11 protein-coding genes are annotated in these 18,117 nt (G+C 46.2%); 6 read left to right on the plus strand and 5 right to left on the minus strand.

The window, feature by feature from the left end; all coding sequences use genetic code 11:
• Positions 1-9: 9 nt before the first annotated feature.
• Positions 10-465, minus strand: a complete 456-nt coding sequence (locus tag KB235_RS14725; RefSeq protein WP_211780016.1) for a hypothetical protein — start codon at positions 463-465, stop codon at positions 10-12.
• Positions 466-625: 160 nt separating this feature from the next.
• On the opposite strand from KB235_RS14725, the gene KB235_RS14730 reads away from it, so the two are divergent.
• Positions 626-1,831: an MFS transporter gene (locus KB235_RS14730; RefSeq protein ID WP_211780017.1), complete on the plus strand. Its 1,206-nt coding sequence runs from the start codon at positions 626-628 to the stop codon at positions 1,829-1,831.
• 14 nt (positions 1,832-1,845) lie between these two features.
• Positions 1,846-2,277: a MarR family winged helix-turn-helix transcriptional regulator gene (locus KB235_RS14735; RefSeq protein ID WP_246514266.1), complete on the plus strand. Its 432-nt coding sequence runs from the start codon at positions 1,846-1,848 to the stop codon at positions 2,275-2,277.
• Between the two features lie 43 nt (positions 2,278-2,320).
• Here the strand turns inward: KB235_RS14735 and KB235_RS15785 are convergent, their stop codons facing one another.
• From KB235_RS15785 to KB235_RS14755, 4 genes are all read right to left on the minus strand, one after another.
• Entirely contained in the window at positions 2,321-2,665 is a 345-nt protein-coding gene (locus KB235_RS15785; RefSeq protein WP_211780992.1) for an FAD-dependent oxidoreductase, read from the minus strand.
• Complete coding sequence (locus KB235_RS14745; protein WP_211780019.1) at positions 2,593-3,357, minus strand: flavin monoamine oxidase family protein; 765 nt, start codon at positions 3,355-3,357, stop codon at positions 2,593-2,595. Before KB235_RS14745 ends, KB235_RS15785 begins: the two co-directional genes overlap by 73 nt.
• Positions 3,354-3,893, minus strand: coding sequence for a DUF3841 domain-containing protein (locus KB235_RS14750; protein WP_211780020.1), 540 nt, complete (start codon positions 3,891-3,893; stop codon positions 3,354-3,356). Before KB235_RS14750 ends, KB235_RS14745 begins: the two co-directional genes overlap by 4 nt.
• A gap of 181 nt (positions 3,894-4,074) precedes the next feature.
• Entirely contained in the window at positions 4,075-4,974 is a 900-nt protein-coding gene (locus KB235_RS14755) for a DUF5655 domain-containing protein (RefSeq protein ID WP_211780021.1), read from the minus strand.
• Positions 4,975-5,377: 403 nt separating this feature from the next.
• On the opposite strand from KB235_RS14755, the gene KB235_RS14760 reads away from it, so the two are divergent.
• From KB235_RS14760 to KB235_RS14775, 4 genes are all read left to right on the plus strand, one after another.
• Positions 5,378-9,556 carry an AAA domain-containing protein gene (locus KB235_RS14760; RefSeq protein WP_211780022.1) on the plus strand — a complete coding sequence of 1,393 codons (4,179 nt, stop codon included), beginning with the start codon at positions 5,378-5,380 and terminating at the stop codon, positions 9,554-9,556.
• 91 nt (positions 9,557-9,647) lie between these two features.
• Complete coding sequence (locus KB235_RS14765) at positions 9,648-10,256, plus strand: hypothetical protein (RefSeq protein WP_211780023.1); 609 nt, start codon at positions 9,648-9,650, stop codon at positions 10,254-10,256.
• 129 nt (positions 10,257-10,385) lie between these two features.
• Entirely contained in the window at positions 10,386-13,445 is a 3,060-nt protein-coding gene (locus KB235_RS14770) for a hypothetical protein (protein ID WP_211780024.1), read from the plus strand.
• Positions 13,442-18,103, plus strand: coding sequence for a DEAD/DEAH box helicase (locus tag KB235_RS14775; RefSeq protein ID WP_211780025.1), 4,662 nt, complete (start codon positions 13,442-13,444; stop codon positions 18,101-18,103). The genes KB235_RS14770 and KB235_RS14775 overlap by 4 nt, the downstream gene beginning before the upstream one ends.
• The last annotated feature ends 14 nt before the right edge of the window (positions 18,104-18,117 follow it).

The raw sequence follows: 18,117 nt of genomic DNA on the forward strand, positions 1-18,117 counted from the left end.
AATCCCCCCTTAAAAGCTTTCCCGTTTGACGTCGCGACGCCTCGGTTGTTGGGGATCAATCCGCTTTACTTTCTCATCAAGTAACCGCTCGACAATCACCAGCGCTAACGCTGTAAAGGAGAAGATGAAGAATGGGACCCAACTGATTGTTTCGAGCTTCATGAGCAACGGGAAAAACAAACAGATAAAGACGACCATCATGTAGTCGAACACATATTGGATATGGATGACCTGCTTCGCTCGAATGTGGTCTGTGAAACTGCTCATGAATCGATTTTCTCGTCCAATCATCACGCCGTATATCAGCAACGATGCAATCATCAAACTGCCGTACAAGATTGACCGTGTCTCGGTTTGTAAAAAGAAGAAGAGCAATACGCCCACTGGGATCGCAAAACCAAGTCGTACAAGAAGCCATTTTCGGTTGCCTGTAATCATTTCTTTCAAACGCTGGTGTTTGTTCATCTTGTTCACCTCTTATCTCACTATACGATTCCACCAGAAAAAAGTTCCGTTTTTTTACAATTGTTTTGTAATTGCCTACTCGCTTGACGGGAAAGTCACTACGCCTTATAGTTTAGTTAACTTAACTTTATTAAAAGGTAGAAAGATTGAGGTTTTCTTTATGAATTTGCTACAAAATCCACGCTTCATATTCACCTGGTTATCCGGGATGACGCTCACGCTCGGCTTCTCGATTTTCTTCTTGAGCGTATCGTGGCTCACGATCGATGTGCTGAAGCAACCGGCCCTCCTCGGGATTATCATGACCGCCGTCTCGTTGCCGCGTGTCGTGATGATGGTATTCGGCGGCGTGTTCGCCGACCGATTCCAAAAAAGTCGCCTCTTGTTTTTGACGAACCTCGGGCAAGGTCTTCTCATGGTCGCAGTCGTGGCACTACATCTTGCGGACGCGTATTCGGTGTCCGCCTTGATCATGATTTCCATCGTGTTCGGACTCCTCGACGGCATGTCCTATCCGGCGTTGTCTTCCCTGATCCCGTCGCTCGTCAAACAAGAAGAGCTGCAGCGTGCCAACTCGCTCTTCCAAGGGACGCTCGAGCTCATGTTCGTGTTCGGCCCGTTCCTCGCCGGAGCGTTACTGACATGGGGCGGCTTCGGGCTCAGCTTCGGGACGGCGGCCGTCTTGATTTTCATCGCAGCTATCTTGATTATGCCGCGCTTGATTCGTGACTCGATTCCCCTCGCCCGTGCGATGTCGCTCGGCGATGTCATCTTCGACTTGAAAGAAGGCATCCGTTACGTCTCGAGCACACCGATTTTACGAAGCGGGACGCTGTCGATCGCCATCGTCAATTTGTTCGTCATGGGACCGCTCATCATGAGCATCCCGATTCTCGTCGGTGAACGAGGCGGCAACGCGTTTGATTTGAGTCTGATTGAAGGTGGACTTGCCGTCGGGACGTTCGTGGCTAGTTTTCTCGTCCTGTTGTTCCGCTCGGTCCATCGTGGACGCTTCGTCTTCCGCGTCCTATTTTTGACGATCGGGGCCTTCTTCCTCTATACACAAGCGCAGTCTATCACGCTTCTCGCCTTGGCTGCGGCCGCGAGCGGATTTATGTTGATGCTCGTCTACTTGCCGGCAGTCACACTCATGCAGGAACATAGCGACCAGGACAAGATTGGTCGTGTCATGAGCATCATGGCGCTCGCCGCGTCCGGTCTCGAACCGATCGCATTCGCCGTCTTGTCCATACTCGTCGCGCTCGCCGTGCCGATTCAAACGTTACTCATCACGTTTGGTATAATCGGGTTGGCGCTTAGTGCCCTCTTATTCGCACGGAGCCAGACGTTCCGTGACACGCGATGAAAGGAGAACAATCATTGAACGACACACGCAAACAGCAAGTCATCGAGATGTACCGTCAAATCGACGAGCTCGACTTGTTGTTCACCAAATACTTTACCGAGTTGAACGAATTCGAACTCAGTTACCAGCAAGAACAGATGCTACTCTTGTTCAGACGACAAGACACGTGGACGACGACGGAGATTTCCACGAAGATGAGCATCTCGAAAAGTGCGGTCAGCCAAGTGCTGAAAGTGCTCGAGCAACGCGGCTTCGTCCAAAAAGAGAAGAATCCAGACAACTTGCGAGAAAGCTTCATCCGCCTCGGTCCGATCGGTATGGAATATTCGAAACAAATCGATGCGATTGAAGAACGGCTCGCCGAAGAGATGTTCTCCGTGCTCGAAGACGACGAGATGACGATGATCAATCGCTCACTCGCGCTGATGATCAAGAAGTTCAAATGAAAAATGCGTATCGTCCCTGACTCGGGAGGATACGCATTTTTGGTTAGAGTTGCTCGACGACACGTTCCGCTGAACGGAGCGCGCCTTCGATATGACCGCCGAACAAGGAGTCCGTCTCCGTCCCGGCGAGTGAGAGCCTTCCTTCCCAGGCTGGGTCGAACGCGATTGGCTGATAGACAGGGAAATCGGTCAATGGCTCCCCGTCTTGAACTGTGGCCGTATGCCGGTCACTCGACCAATCGACGTATAAGACGTCTCGCGGCTGTCTCGCCTCTTCCCCGAACAGGCGGACAAGTTGATCGATGACGCGACGATTCAGCTCGTCCCGGTCGAGTACCGAGCGTTCGGGGCAGCAGACAACCGGAAGAAGCCGAATAACGCGGCCAATCTGCCCGGTTGTGAGGCGTCATGAATCTCCTGCAACACCCCGGCCCAGCTCATGCCTTGACCGGATAGCCCCTTCTCTCGCCAAAACGGGCGGTCGTACACGGCGAGTACTTTCGCCTGCCCGGCCATCCAGGTCGGCGTGTTTGCCAGCTTCGCCTTCGTCGTTTCAGACAGTTCCGGGTAAAACGAGATGCGGGAGACGAGCCGGGGTGGGATGGCTAGGATAACGTGAGTGAACGTTTGGGGCGATCCTGTTTCGAGTTCGATGGAGACCGCGTCTTCAGTCTGTTGAATCGAGGTGACGGTCGACTCGAGTTGAATCGTGCCGGCGGGCAAAGTTGCTGCCAGCGCCGTCGTCAAACTAGCCATGCCCCCGACGAGTCGCATCGATGGAACAATATGACCTGGCGGGAGCGTATGGCGTTCGATGAAACCGAACTGGCGCTCGAGCATCAAATCCCCGGTCGTGTGTTGAGAGAACGTCGGGAGACCGAGTCGTTCGATCAGTTGCGTGATCGTCGTCTCCGTCTCTGGCCAATACCAGGTTGGGCCGAGGTCGAACCCGTCATGGCTCAACACACGTCCCCCGATACGGTCACGCGCCTCGAACACGGTGACGTCATAGCCTTTTTCAGCGAGGAGCGACGCGGCATATAACCCGCTCACGCCAGCTCCGATGATGGCGATGTTCATAGTGCTGATCCTTCCTCGACAAACGTCGTCACTTCAAGTACTTGCCCGAGATCAACCCGGTCGACGAGATAGTGATATTTTGTGTTCGTCTCCGGGTACTCTTCGACAATCGCTTCGCACCAGTCGCGGTCGAACATCTTCTCCCACGATTTTTTTAACTCTTCTTCGCTTTCGGCTTCCCGGTCTTCAAACGAGAGGAAATACCGATTCAAGGCGAACGTCCAGTAAACGGCCTCGACTTCGAGCACATGTGCGTCCGACAGCTCGACCGTTAATACGACACCCGGTTCTCCAGGTTCCAAGTAACCGCCTCGCGCGACGTCTGGCCGTGTTTGGCTCAACCAAACCGGATAGTTCCCTTGAAGCGATACCTCCGTCCGCTGCTCATATTGTTCTGCAAGCCAGTCATAGGCTGGCCGATGATAAGCGTAGTCCTCGTCTTGAAAAATGCCGTAGGCCGGATCACCAAACAAGTAACCGCGTTCGTTCGCCGTTTCCCATGCACCCGCATGTTGATATGTATAGTAAATTGCCATAGGTATGCTCCTTTTTTTCGTTACTACGTCTAGCATAACTGACCCGCCGTTTCTTTATCCATTGTGGGAATCGTTTGGGTTTGCTTCGAAATTCACTGAGATGATTGAACGGACGATGTATAAATGAGCAGGCTCCTACTAGGTCAAAAAGAACCCCATCCATCCGATGGAGTTCACATAATTAATTCGCTTCATAGCTTTTCTCGATGTAAGGCTTCGCTTTTTCAAAGTCTGCATTAGAATATAAGACAATTTCTAAATCTCCGGTTCCGTAGTGTCCGATTCCTCGCATATCGCGCGTAAAGCCACGTTCAAGTGTTACCGTATCCGGGTCTACTTTCACATACATCAAAATCTTTTGCGTGCTCGGATGAAATTCGACACAGGCGAAGTTTTTAATACGCTTATATGCAATATAGTGCTTCGTCACATTTTCCTGCACATCATCACCGAGTGCCATGAGATACGAGACGAGACCATCAAATAAGTCCTTCGATTCTACCGTCGCTTGTTTCAAGTAGTCACTGACCGTCTTACTTGTTACGGAGAACTCCGATGAAGTCGTGACAGGCTTCGCTGTTGTCGCATTGACGAGATCTAGTAGCAACAGATCATTCTCGTAATATTTGTATTGGTACAATTCAATATTACGATTGATTTGTTTAACAGCGTGCTCATCATACTTCGTGAAGCCACCTGCGATACAGACGAGACGCGGATTACTCCAATCAATCGTATCGGACACCTCTTTTCCATAATGCTTCAAAATGGATAGTTCGAACTCTGCTTGGTGGTCGAGTAACCAATCCAAATAAAACAATCCTTGGTTAATCACATTTTCGTTTGTCGATCGCTTGTATTCAATAATGACAGGCGAGTTATTTTCATCTAACCCAAGCGTATCAATCCGCCCCCCGTGTGTACGACCCGTGCTGTACTCCGAAGCAACAAAACGAATACCGAGCAACTGCTCTAAATTTTTCTCGAACAATTGTTGTAGCGATTTTTCAATCGTCATTGATTGACCGTATAATTCTTCCGTACCCTGTTCACTTATTTGAAATAGTTTAAGGTCTCCCATTGTATTCTCCTTTATGAATCTATTAACAATGAATATTCCTCTTTCGTACGAGCAACGACTTCATGTAACGCCTTCATTTTAGACGAGATTCAATGACCGTACAGAAATGATCAAGTCGTTGCTGTTCACTTTCTAAAACTTCTTTCATACCTTGCACCCCTACATCATTTTATATCCTCATTTTACCAAATTATGTTCTTGTACACTGTCCTACATTTTAAGTAATAGGTAAATTTTATAACTCAACTTAGATTTAACTTATGCTAGTAATATTTTTATCTCCCTTTCTCCGGTAGTGGACGCTATAATGTTAATTGATTCCTAAATAGACGGGAAACATTCCCTATGTTTGGAATGAGACGACTGTCACATCATCGTTTACGAAAGAAAGAAGGATTTAACCATGAACGCAACAACCCAACAAAAGACAGCTGATTTATTTAAGTTTTTAGCGGCTGTCAAACGGATGGATATTCGTACTGAAACTAATACAAAAAGCTATGAACTTCTTTTATCTCCCGAGGCGTCAACGTATCCGAACGTTCGCGTCACCCAAGAAGAGGAGCTCTCCATCGAAGTTCATTTTCTCGCACCATTCGCAGAGAAGCGCCCAAGTCTTCCACGAGAGTTGTACGCCTACGTTCTCCAAGAAGGCGAAACGTATAAACGGACAGAATTGTTTCCTGAAAAACTCGACGCGACGTTCAATGACTTTTTAACCTCGATTGAAACGTGGGAACAAGAGAAAAAAGCACACGAGTCTGCTCGAAAATTATACGACACGATGTATCGGACGATGCAACTTCTCTCGACCGAGAGCGATACATATGAACTTGTCTATTCATTCGGGATGTTGCACTGGCCGAATGACAAAATTGAACGGCCGTTGTTCACACGAGCAGCCGTACTCGAGTTCGATCAAGAGAAGAGTCTGTTCCGCATCGAAGCGTCAGCCATACCGACGAAACTCGAACTTGATATGCTCGACCGTGACCATGTTTGGATGTCATCTGAACTATCCCGATACGAAGTCGATTTTAAAGAAGAGCTCACTTTCGACTTCAAACCGTGGGTCGAAACTGAATTACAAGAGCAGTCCGAGCGTGTATTGAAGCTGTTGAATGACGACCACGCCTATGGCGAAATCGCAACCGTCTATGCAATGCCCGGCATGCGCTTATACGTTCGCAAGAAGTCTGCCCATGCGTGGGTCGAAGAACATGAGAACTTGGCCACGTTGATCGAAAACGGTCTATCACCTTCACCTGCCTTGCAACAGTTTTTGACGTCGAACGACGAAGAAATCCACGCGCTTGACGCGCTTGATCGTGACACGTGGAAGCCGGTCGGTGAAGAGATTCTTTTCCCGCTTCCATATAATGAAGAACAAAAACGCATTTTAAGTCAATTGAGTAACCATGCCGGTGTCGTCGTACAAGGACCCCCTGGCACCGGGAAGAGTCACACGATTTCAAACTTGATTTCGCACTTGCTTGCACACGGAAAGCGCGTCCTCGTCACCAGTGAAAAGGAACATGCGTTGAACGTCTTGCGTGATAAACTTCCGGCCCAAATTCGCCAGCTCGCGGTATCCGTCCTTGGATCAGATTCAAAGACGACAAAGCAGACGGAAAGTTCACTCCAAGAGATTGCCTCGTACTTGAATCGCACGACCGCTTCGGAATTAGAGAAGACAGGAACACAAAAGCAACAAAAGTTGTATGAGACACGTGAAGAGATTGCCCGTCTGCGTCGGAAAATGATTGAGCAGGCCGCTAGCGAGCATACAGTGATTCCATACCTCGATGAGACGCGTTCACCGACCGATTGGGCGAAATGGACGAGCGAACAAAAAGTCACGATGCAGCTTCCGCTCCCCGTATTGACAGACACTTGTCCGCTGACGGCTGATGAATTGGCGGACTTCTATCAACTCATGGCAGAGCGGGAAACGCTCAACCAAGGACCGAATGTGACGACCTATCCAGCGACGACAACGCTTCCGTCCCTTGAAACGTTCTTAGCCGAAAGCGGTCGTTACGAAAAACTCGCCGCTCTCGAACAGACGCAGGCCGCTGCGTCATGGTTACAGGAAAAATCGACGTCACTTCGTCAACAGACACGAGACCATATTCAGACGTTGCTCGAGTCATTTGATCGTCAACCCGAGTGGCTACGTGAACGGTACAGCTACTGGTCCACCCATCGAAGCGATGAAGTGCAATGTGAAGAAGACTGTCAGACGTTTGAACGCGACGTCAAAGCACTCGAGTCGTTGGAGCGTAAACTCGCCGTCCACGACATCGAATTGCCGTCTACTTTACCGAATGATGTCTGGACGCTCGCTGACGAACTCGGTCCAGTTTTAGACGAAGGAAAGACCGACGGATTTTTCTTCAAACTGACAAAACGTAAAAAATATGCCGTCTTACTCGATGAAACCAAAATTGACGGGAAGGCTCCGCAATCGAGTGCCGACCTTCAACTGTTGAAACAATTCGATGAATTGAAGTCATCGTTGACGACATTATCACGTCGTTTCAAATACGCGTGTGAACACTTTGAGCTCGAGTTAGAGACGCCTGAATTTTCGTCTTATCGGACGGCGCTTCATGCGCTCCGTGAATGGAAAGCTGTCTTTGTGACGTACAACGAGTCATTGGCTCCGACTTTCCGTCTGTACGACGAACGGTTCCGCTATGAGAAAGCTTGGTTGACGCAAGCGAAACAAGAGCTAGATGCCTCGCTGGCGCTCGACGAGATGAAGGAGCTACAGACCATCCAGACGTCTTATCTCTCACTCGTCCATGATACGCACATCCATCCAGCGGCGTTACGTCTCAAACAAGCGGTGCAATCTTGGGATGCCGGACGTTACACACAGTCCATTGAAGAGTTGGCATTACTCGAACAACAAAACACAAAAGCGACACGCCTAAAAGAACTAACAGAGCGCTTCAAACAAGTCGCGCCAGGTTGGTTGAACGCGTTTTACGACGGGACTGCTCCGACGCTTCAACTTCAGACGTTCGAACTCGATTGGAAAGTAGCCCGTGTCTTGACGCTGCTCGAAGCACTGAGCGACGACGATTATCGGGAGAAGATGAAACGATTGGAGAAAGAGGAAGGAAAAGCGACAGCGGACTTGTGTGCGACATATGCGTGGAAAGAGCAGCTGACGCGGATGACACCATCGAAACAAGAACGCTTGAACAGTTGGGCGAAGTTGATTCGCCAAATCGGGAAAGGCACCGGGAAACATGCGGCTCGTCATAAACGGGAAGCCGCCCGTCAAATGGCTGCGGCCCAAGACGCAATCCCAGTTTGGATCATGCCGGTGAACCGCGTGCTCGAATCGTTCAAAGAAATCGACGAGCTGTTCGACGTCATCATCTTCGACGAGAGCTCACAAAGCACGATGGATGCCATCTCGCTCTTGTCGCGTGCTCGAAAAGCCATCATCGTCGGGGATGACCGCCAAATCAGTCCAACGACTTTCCAAGACCAAAATGCGATTCAAGAGAAGAAAAAGACATACTTCGGAAACGACACGACGATGACGTTATTCGATGGCTCATCGAGTCTATACGACCTCGCCTCGGTCAAGTTCAGTGCGACGGTCGGGCTCCGTGAACACTTCCGTTGTGTACCGGAGATCATCGGCTTCAGCAACGCCCATGTGTACGAAGGTCGGATCGTCCCACTCCGACTCCCGCAACGTGCCGAACGGTTGACGCCGGCGGTGCAGAGCGTCTTTGTCGAGGATGGGAACGTCGCCGAGACGACGAAAGACAAGTTCAACGTCCCGGAAGCGAAAGCGCTCGTCGCTCACTTGAAGCAGTTGATTGACGACCCACGCTACGCGAAGCGGACGTTCGGGGTCATCTCGCTCCTCGGGAAAGCCCAGACCGATCAAATCGAGCGGATGGCGACCGACTTGATCGGCATCGACAAGCTGATTGAGCACAACGTCCGCTTCGGTGACGCCTATACGTTCCAAGGTGATGAGCGTGACGTCATGTTGCTGTCACTCGTCGTCGCACCGAACCGCCGTTTTGCCGCACTCACGAAAGAGACCGACAGTCAGCGCTTCAACGTCGCGGCGAGTCGGGCTCGGGATCAGATGATTTTGTTCCATTCTGTGACGTTGCAAGACATCGGCAACCAAAACTGCATGCGCTATAAACTCGTCAACTACTGCCAGAATCCGCTCGGTGATCAAGAATCGTTCGAAGCGGTCCAGCACTTGTTCGACTCTCCCTTTGAAGAAGAAGTATATAAGCGTTTGACGAACCGCGGCTATCTCGTTCGTCCGCAAGTTCAAGTGAATGGCTATCGCATCGACCTCGTCGTCGAAGGCGAATCGAACCGCCTTGCTGTCGAATGTGATGGTGAGCGTTGGCATGGTCCTGACGTATACGAGCAAGATATGTTCCGTCAAAAAGTACTAGAACGCGCCGGTTGGACATTCTGGCGCGTTCGTGGTCGCCATTTCTACCGCGATGCGGAGCAAGCGATGGAGCCGTTATGGACGTTGCTTGATGAGATGGGGATTGAGCCGATACGATTAAACAGTAAATAAGTTCGTGCTTAGTAGATGACCGTTCGAGAGAGCGGTCATCGTTTTACATAATTTCGAGGTCTTCATGTCATACATACGGAGAAGAATACTTATGAAAAAACAGCATGTACAAATGCTAATCGTGTTATTGCTTGTTGTCGGTATCAGCGCAATCGTCGTTTTCAACTTAACTAAATCGGTATCTTTAGTGCTCGAACCTAATACTGAAATCACGGCTAATGAAGAACAATCCAATGTACAGAATTCCTCTTCCGATACGACTGTGACTATGGATGAGCAGAGTGACGTGACGATCACGGATGAGGAGTCTTTGCGTACATTTGCTCAAAATCTAGGAGTCTCCTTAAAAGATATCGTGTCAGTTGATTTCAGTTCAGGAGAATATAGCTGGGCTAATGGATATGATGAGTCTATGCTTTCCTATTACGATGTAATGATTAACACAAATTTACGAACGAAAAGTGAATTAGCAGACTATATCAATGCAGTAGCCCGCGGAAACTATCGAATCGAAATCTTTCGAGTTAAGCTCCTTGAAAAAGAAGGATACTCACTCGTCGATTGGGATGAAAATAAACGAACGTTCACATACCTCTCAGGCCATTCCCGCTACTCAGTCGCAGAATTATACTACGATGAATTCCCTGAAAAAAGACAAAGTGATAGTGACTCTTACTATCTGAAAAATGCCTTAAATTGATTTTAGTGAGCCCAGTTCTTTTAAATAAGAAACGGGCTTTTTTATTTACAATAAAGGGAATATTCATACAAATATAGAAGTTAAAATTAAAAACAACCGTTTGATTTTTGGGGAAAGGAGAATGAGATAATGTCCGAGTTCAATGCATCTCTTAAAGAAAAAGAATGGTCAATTTATTGGAAAGAACATGATTTGCATTTTGTCCATGAACTTCCGCTCAAAAACGAAGAGATTACAGCGGTTCAAGATTGGTTAAAACATCAAATGACTCATCAGCACCATTCCTCTGCCGCTCTTGTTACAGAGCGTCTTTGGCGGCTCTATCCACTCACCTGCTTGATCGGTACGTCCATGGTTGCGCTGCATCAAGAAGACCGAGGATTTTGGACACTGTTTAGCGACTATTACTCAGTCAGTATCAACTTTGTCGGCTATTGGAAAACCACAATGCATCAAGCGTTAATACATCGACATATATTTACTGCAGTAGACGGTAACTTAAAATATTATTTAACCGCTTTGATTCATTCAGGTATCACTTCTGTGTATGCGCTTGAGAATATCTATAACCATTTTATAAGCCATGTGATTGAAGATCGAAGACAGCTTCCAAGTGCAATCAAACAAGTCACACAGAATGAATGGCCCTGGAACGAACAGCTAAATAAGCCCGTAAAACTATACATTGAACAGAGTATCAACAATCCAGAACCCTTATTGCGTCTTAAAGAGTTCTTTATGGAACAACGAAAAATTCAATCGTTCCCACCTTTTATGCGTAACAATCTGCAAATCATACAAGCCATCGTGAAGAAAGACCAACAGCGGCGCTCCCGTCGGCAATTCATCTTTTGGGACGAGCTCGCATCCCGTCCTCGCATTAAGCTTCCTAAGATTTATCGAGAAGATGCCAAGTCAGCTTATTGGCGAATTGGTGACACTACGGTCCAGTGTAGCCGCGAAATGTTGCCACACGCCATTCGATTCCATCCGCATGATTCAATCGTAGATTTTTCTCCTCATATTACTACGGCTTGCATCACGATTGACGGAGAAGATGAGGTTTATGAATTACCCTCTACTTATCCTATGGTCTTTAAACAGAAAGAGCAGAGTGAACAATGGGAGCTGCTTCGAGGAAAATATGTGACTCCAGGGACAGAAATAATTATCGTTAAACCAAGCAGTTACTCTACAAACGACTCCTATCATCCTATCTCAAATCCGAAGTGGCATGAATATGAGTACAAAAAATTACAACTGAATGAAGACGTTGAACTTTATTTCCATACTCCGGATCAAACGATTTATCGACAACTCGTCACATCACCACGCGCTGAAGTAACAATTGACACCCGACCGCTCTTTTATTCCGACCGAAGCCATTACACCGATTTTCCTTCTCTAAGATTTCACGACCTAGATATTCATGACTTGCTTCATTGGAAAGTAGAAGTAAAAGACAATGTGTTTGGGTTAGAAGATTTCAATGGTGCATTTCGTCAAGATGAAGATGATGTATTGCTCGATATACGAGCTCTTAAGCTCCATCGAAATTTACTCGAAGACGTTACGCTGAAACTTCGAAACACTGAACGAAATGACACCTACAAATTTCATTTCACTCTATTACCACAAGACTTCTCTTACAAGATGAGTCAAAGTTCAATCCAATTCGAATCAAAACATTTGCAACGCGTACGCGTTGATCAAAAATCATATGCACCTCATCAACAGAAAGTAACGATTCCACTCCATGAGGTGAATGACTCCGTTTCGTTAACGTTAACGATTGCAGGTCACCCATTGTACACTACATCTTTTAGCAAGACGTTTTACGAATATGAAATCATCTCTTCCGAAGGCCGACACCAAACGTTTACACAAGAGGAGATACAGTCAATTCTGATTCGGGTGACGACTCGCTTTCAATCCGCTGAATCAATCCATGCGCATTTGATTGTTAGAAATCAAATGCAGGAGGAACATGTTCCTATCCCATTAAAACGAAATCGAATATCAAATTTGGTCTCTCTTTCAATTTGTCAGCATGTCATCAATCGTTTTCAATCTGGACAAATTACGTTAAGTATAAATGGCCAGACAGAATTGATTGGCCATTTTACCGATGAGCTCCATTCGCTCCTATCTATGGACGAATCGTATACGGTTCATTTATCACATCCGCTACCGTATGAGATTAGTTTTAAAATCTTTCACCCCTACTCCTTAGAAAACGAACCTCATATCTTTACATTCGAACGAGGCAAAACCTATAAATTGCTTCATCCATTTCCTGATTCTCGAGTCATTTTAAATGGCATGAAACAAGAGGAGTCAAGTTGGTTCGATGATGACACAGAAATCCTATTTCCGAAGCTAATTCAAAAACTAGATCATATCGAAGTTTATCTGTTTATCGATTCACTAGATGAGACGACTTGGGGAACGTTCATCGATAAGTTAAACCAATATGGGGCTGCTTATTTACGAGCGCTCGAATCAGTTGCTAATCCATTACTCATTGAAAAGGTACTTCTCTCTCCTGATTTGATTGAAATCTTACTCACTCGGTTTGACGCAGAGAGAGTCTCTTGGGAACGCTGGGTTACGCTATTCGGTGTGTATTTATGGAAATATGAACACCAAAAACGTTTTTACGAAAAGGCCGGAATTCACCCTCTCATCCATTCCGAATTTGGTCACCTTCAAACATTTTCAGCTTTAAATCCTGCGAATCGTCAACAGTTGCGACAGCAATTTAGACTAGTTCGGCCACAAGACGCACACCCTCTAGAATATGACGTTCTTGACAGTTGTAATCGATATCTAGCAGACGAATTTTACCAAAATCCAACTCAATTAATGGGCTACAAACAAGATGCCCAAACTCAGTTAAGTTGGATTGAGTCTAAACTGGCTGAACGACAAAAAGAAATTCCACTTCGTGTCCAAGAGTTGTTGTCAAAACGAACGTTCCCACCAAAAATTGAATTAAATCAATATCCCACTTTCTTATATGTTTCTGCACAGACGAAACTCCTGGCACTAGGCACAAAGCCAAATTTAAGTGTTAAAGGAAAGTTGAAAATCTATAAACGGCTCAATCAAATTCCCGCATTGTCGATTAAAGATGTATGTCATAACAGTTATCATTTCGTCACAGCATGGGAGGACAAGCAGCTATGAGTATTCACCCGATTCAAGCAACCGCTCGTCTGCAAGACAGATACATGGACTACCTGACTTCTTATTTTAAGATCAACGATGGCGACCTCAATCAGCAATTTATTGACGGTTTAAGACACGACAAACAGTTTTTAAAAGGACCTTATCTTGAAGCAACACTCCCTTACAAGCCAGGTCGACAAATCACTGATTTAGTAGATGACGGGACCGTCCATCCCGACATTACCCGCTTTCTTCCGGGTGAGGACAACTTTCGTCTATATCTCCATCAGGAACGAGCGATTCGAACCGCAAAAAACGGTCATTCTTTTGTCGTCGCGACCGGAACGGGTTCGGGTAAAACAGAAAGTTTTATTCTTCCGATTTTCAACCACCTTCTAACACAACATGATAACGGACAGTTAAACGATGGTGTGAGAGCATTGTTACTCTATCCAATGAACGCCCTTGCCAACGATCAGCTCGACCGCCTACGTGAATTGTTAAAGGATACCCCAGATATCACGTTTGGTCGATTTACTGGGGAAACGATTGAGAAAACGCAAGATGCTCGGAAATCATTCTATAGTCAACATGGCAAAAACCCGTTGCCGAACGAGCGCTTGTCTCGAGAAGAAATCCGTCGCAATCCGCCCCATATCCTGTTAACGAACTATGCCATGCTTGAGTATTTAATGATGCGTCCTGAAGATAATGCTTTGTTTTCTGGGCACTATCGAGACCATTGGCGCTTTGTCGTACTCGATGAAGCTCATACGTATGATGGCGCGACTGGAGCTGAAGTCGCTATGTTGCTTCGACGTCTCCGGACCGAAGTAGAGCAGCAGTCACCCCTTCAATTCATCGCCACCTCAGCTACACTCGGCTCTTCTGAACAAGCCAAACGAGATGTGATGTCGTTTGCTGAAAAGTTGTTTGGTCAGCCTTTCAGTTTAGAATCGGGGCAGTTGATTACATCCGAACGCATTGATTATGATGAATTATACACAGCAGTTGAACTACCTGATCCGTCCGTTTATACCTATTTGAAACGTTGTTATGAACAGGACGAGTCTCCTCACATTACCGAATACAACTACCTTAAATCATATGAAGGTTTTCCTAAATCTCTAATTTACGAGTTATTGGCACACGATCGGCGTTTGCATCGTTTACGCAGAAATTTGAGCGATGTGCACTTACTATCTGATTTGGCAAATGACATCTTCCCAGACGAATCTCACGAGCAGGCGCTTGAGTATTTGATTCAATTGATTGACGTGGCTACGTTAGTAAAAGATGATACTCGTCCGAAGTTACTACCAGCTAAGTATCATACGTTCTTCCGCGCGTTAGAGGGGGCATATTTAGAGTTCTATCCAACAAGAAAGTTGCATCTGTTCCCAAAACAACAGTCTGAAGATGGTCATCCGATTTATGAAATTGGCGTTTGTCGACGGTGCGGAGAAATACATGGTTACGGTCACTCGCCTCACGCCGGTCACATTCATTCAAAGAGCAGTAATGGCGATGCCCCGAATGTGTTGTTCCGCCTGTCTACAGACGAAAAATTGATTACTTCTGATTTAGAGGACGAAGAAGAGACGAAGGTTTCTATTAAAGAGTGGTGCCCTAGTTGTGGAGCTACTAAATTCCCGGGAGAGCAACATGAACCTTGTGACTGCCATGTGTCCTTACAAAAGGTTCAAACTATCAATCTACAAGAAGAAAAACTAATCTGTTTATCTTGCGGTCTTACCTCTCTTCGAACCGATGCGATTCGACCATTTTACACCGGAGCAGATGGTGTAACTTCCGCTCTGGCTGCTCAACTGTATCAAGAATTGGTCATTGGCAATCCGAAACGTCAAGAAAATCAGAAACAGATACAAGATAGCTGGTTTGATGACGAAGAAGCAGAGAATACAGAAGAACAACTCATGTACGAAAAACAGAACTTAATCGTCTTTTCGGATTCCAGACAAGATGCCGCTTTCTTTGCACCGTTTTTAGATCGCACGTACCGAAATTACTTGTGGCGCTCTTATTTTTGGCGTGCCATCGAAAATCGCGAAGGGCTGATTTCGATTGAAGAGTGGAAAAATATCGTCATTAATCTCCCGGGATCTCGTGCAATTCATCGGTTTGAAGAACTAGACGTTGAGCAAGAAGTGAAGTTACGTTTATTCCGAGAATTCATCTTAAGTGACGATGACTTTTCGCTCGAAAATCTTGGCATGATTGGATTTGAATTATCTCTTCCACCTGACAAGAAAGCCAGACTAGAACAGTTAATCAATCAAAAATTTGCAATCAAACACGAACACGCCTGGGCCTTTTTAATGATAGTCTTCTATTATTTGCGCTTGCAGGCCATCGTGAGCATTTCTAAAGATTTGAATCGTAAGCATATAATTCTTGCGCCTAAACAATATGAATATGGGATTGTAGCGACAGGCGGACGTCCTACGAACTATGTAAAAAACTTTGTCCCCGAACGAACAAACGTCTTTCTACAACTGTTTGAACGCTACTACTCAAAATATGGAGTTCCATATACTACCGAGGACGTAAAGCGCAAACTGAATGTTTTTTTCACAAAGCTGCTCACAGACCCGTCATCTCCGCTTAATGATCTGTTTGATCACTTACCGCCTGAACACAATCGGTCAGAGCTTTGGTCGCTACAAGCTTCACATTTCAAAGCATATCGACCTCAAACCGTGTATGAATGCTCGCTTTGTAAGACGGTCCATACACATGATGCTGGGATTTGTAAGACACGTAACTGTGATGGTCAGTTAAACGAAGTGCGCGTGGAAGAGCTAGAACGGGGACAACATTATCGAGAGATGTATCGTGACTTACTTCCAATCGATATGGTAGTAAAAGAACATACGGCCCAACTCTCCAATAAACTTGGTCAACAATATCAAAATGAGTTTATTCGTCGTGAAATCAATGTACTATCCTGTTCAACGACGTTTGAGATGGGCATCGACGTCGGAAGTTTAGAGTCCGTGTTTATGCGAAACGTTCCGCCGAAAACAAGTAACTATATTCAACGGGCCGGGCGGGCCGGACGAAGTTCTTCCGCCGCTGCTTTTGCGTTAACGTTCGCCCAGAAAAAATCACATGACCTTACTTACTTTGAAAACCCAAAGGACATGATTGCGGGTAACGTCAAAGCACCGATCTTTTCATTAGAAAATGAAAAAATCATTCGCCGTCATATTCACGCTACTGCTTTGGCTCTGTTCTTTAAAGAGCGTCGTGAATTTTATGGCAACTGCCAGACGTTTTATCGTTTCAACGAGTCTTCTGAGAAAGGACCTGAACAGTTCATTCAATGGTTAGACTCACATCCAGCTCACTTAAAGCAACAGCTCTTCTCCATCGTCCCGAGTTCGCTCTATTCCATTTTTGGGTTGGAAGATTGGCGTTGGATTGAAATTGTAAAAGATGAAGATGAAGCATTTTATACTGCGGCACTCCAATATGAAACTGACTTAAAGAGTTTAATGGACATCCATGCTGAGAAAACGAAAGACTTAGGGTTAGGCGATACGTATGCCAAAATGATTAAAACGCTTAAAGACGATTCTCTAATCGGCTATCTATCAAGTAAAGGATTCTTACCGAAGTACGGCTTCCCAGTCGATACGGTCGAAATGAAGCTCATGGATAAATCAAATCGCTCTAACTTGAGACTTCAACGGGATTTGAAATTAGCCGTATCGGAATATGCGCCTGGCAGTAAGTTAGTCGCGAACGGCATGTTGATTGAATCAACTGGATTAAAATTGATTGATGGAAAACAATTGCCGCTTCACCACTACACTTACTGTAAGAGCTGCAACAAGTACACGTATGTCGGAAAGTATGGCGTTAATGATGAAACCGAAATCCCTTGCGACAAATGCAAGGACCCTTTAAGAGTTAAATACTATGCGATTCCGAAGTTCGGTTTCTATGGAAAAGCGAAAGAATTGAGCACCGAACGCCGGCCAGACAAAGCGTATGGCTCACGTGTCTTTTTCGCAGATCACACTGAGGAATCAATCCAGCCTTTACACGTCGAAGGCAATGGCTACGAACTAGATTACCTATATTCTCACTATGGGAACCTATCCATCGTCAACGACAACAAAGGGCAGCAATATTTTGTGTGCGAATCATGCGGATCACATGTGGACCATAAACGCCCTCACACGTCTCCACTAGGACATAAGTGCTCCTCTAAAAAGCGACTCACCGTTCGAAATGCCCCAATCTCACTAGGGCATCAATTTACGACGGATATTTTGCGGATGAGTTTCAACTTCAATAACGGTAGCTTTCTATACGAATCAAACCAAGCCCATTCCCTCTTGTACGCATTGATTCGCTCAGCGAGTTATGTGCTTCAAATTAGTGAAGACAGCTTAGGTGGCGTCATTCATTACGTGTCTGCCACGGGTACGTATGATTTGATTCTATACGATGACGTTCCGGGTGGTGCCGGCTTCGTCCGTGCTGTCAGTGAACGATTGCCTGAAATTATGGAGCACGTGAAAGACAGTATTCAACATTGTATGTGTGATGCGGATACAAGTTGTTATACTTGCTTGCGTTCATATCGCAACCAGTACTTGCACGATCAGTTGAAACGACATTACGTTATGGATTTGTTCGCATGAAAAAATGGTGTGTC

This window comes from Exiguobacterium alkaliphilum (assembly GCF_018138125.1).
Classification (GTDB): Bacteria; Bacillota; Bacilli; order Exiguobacteriales; family Exiguobacteriaceae; genus Exiguobacterium; species Exiguobacterium alkaliphilum.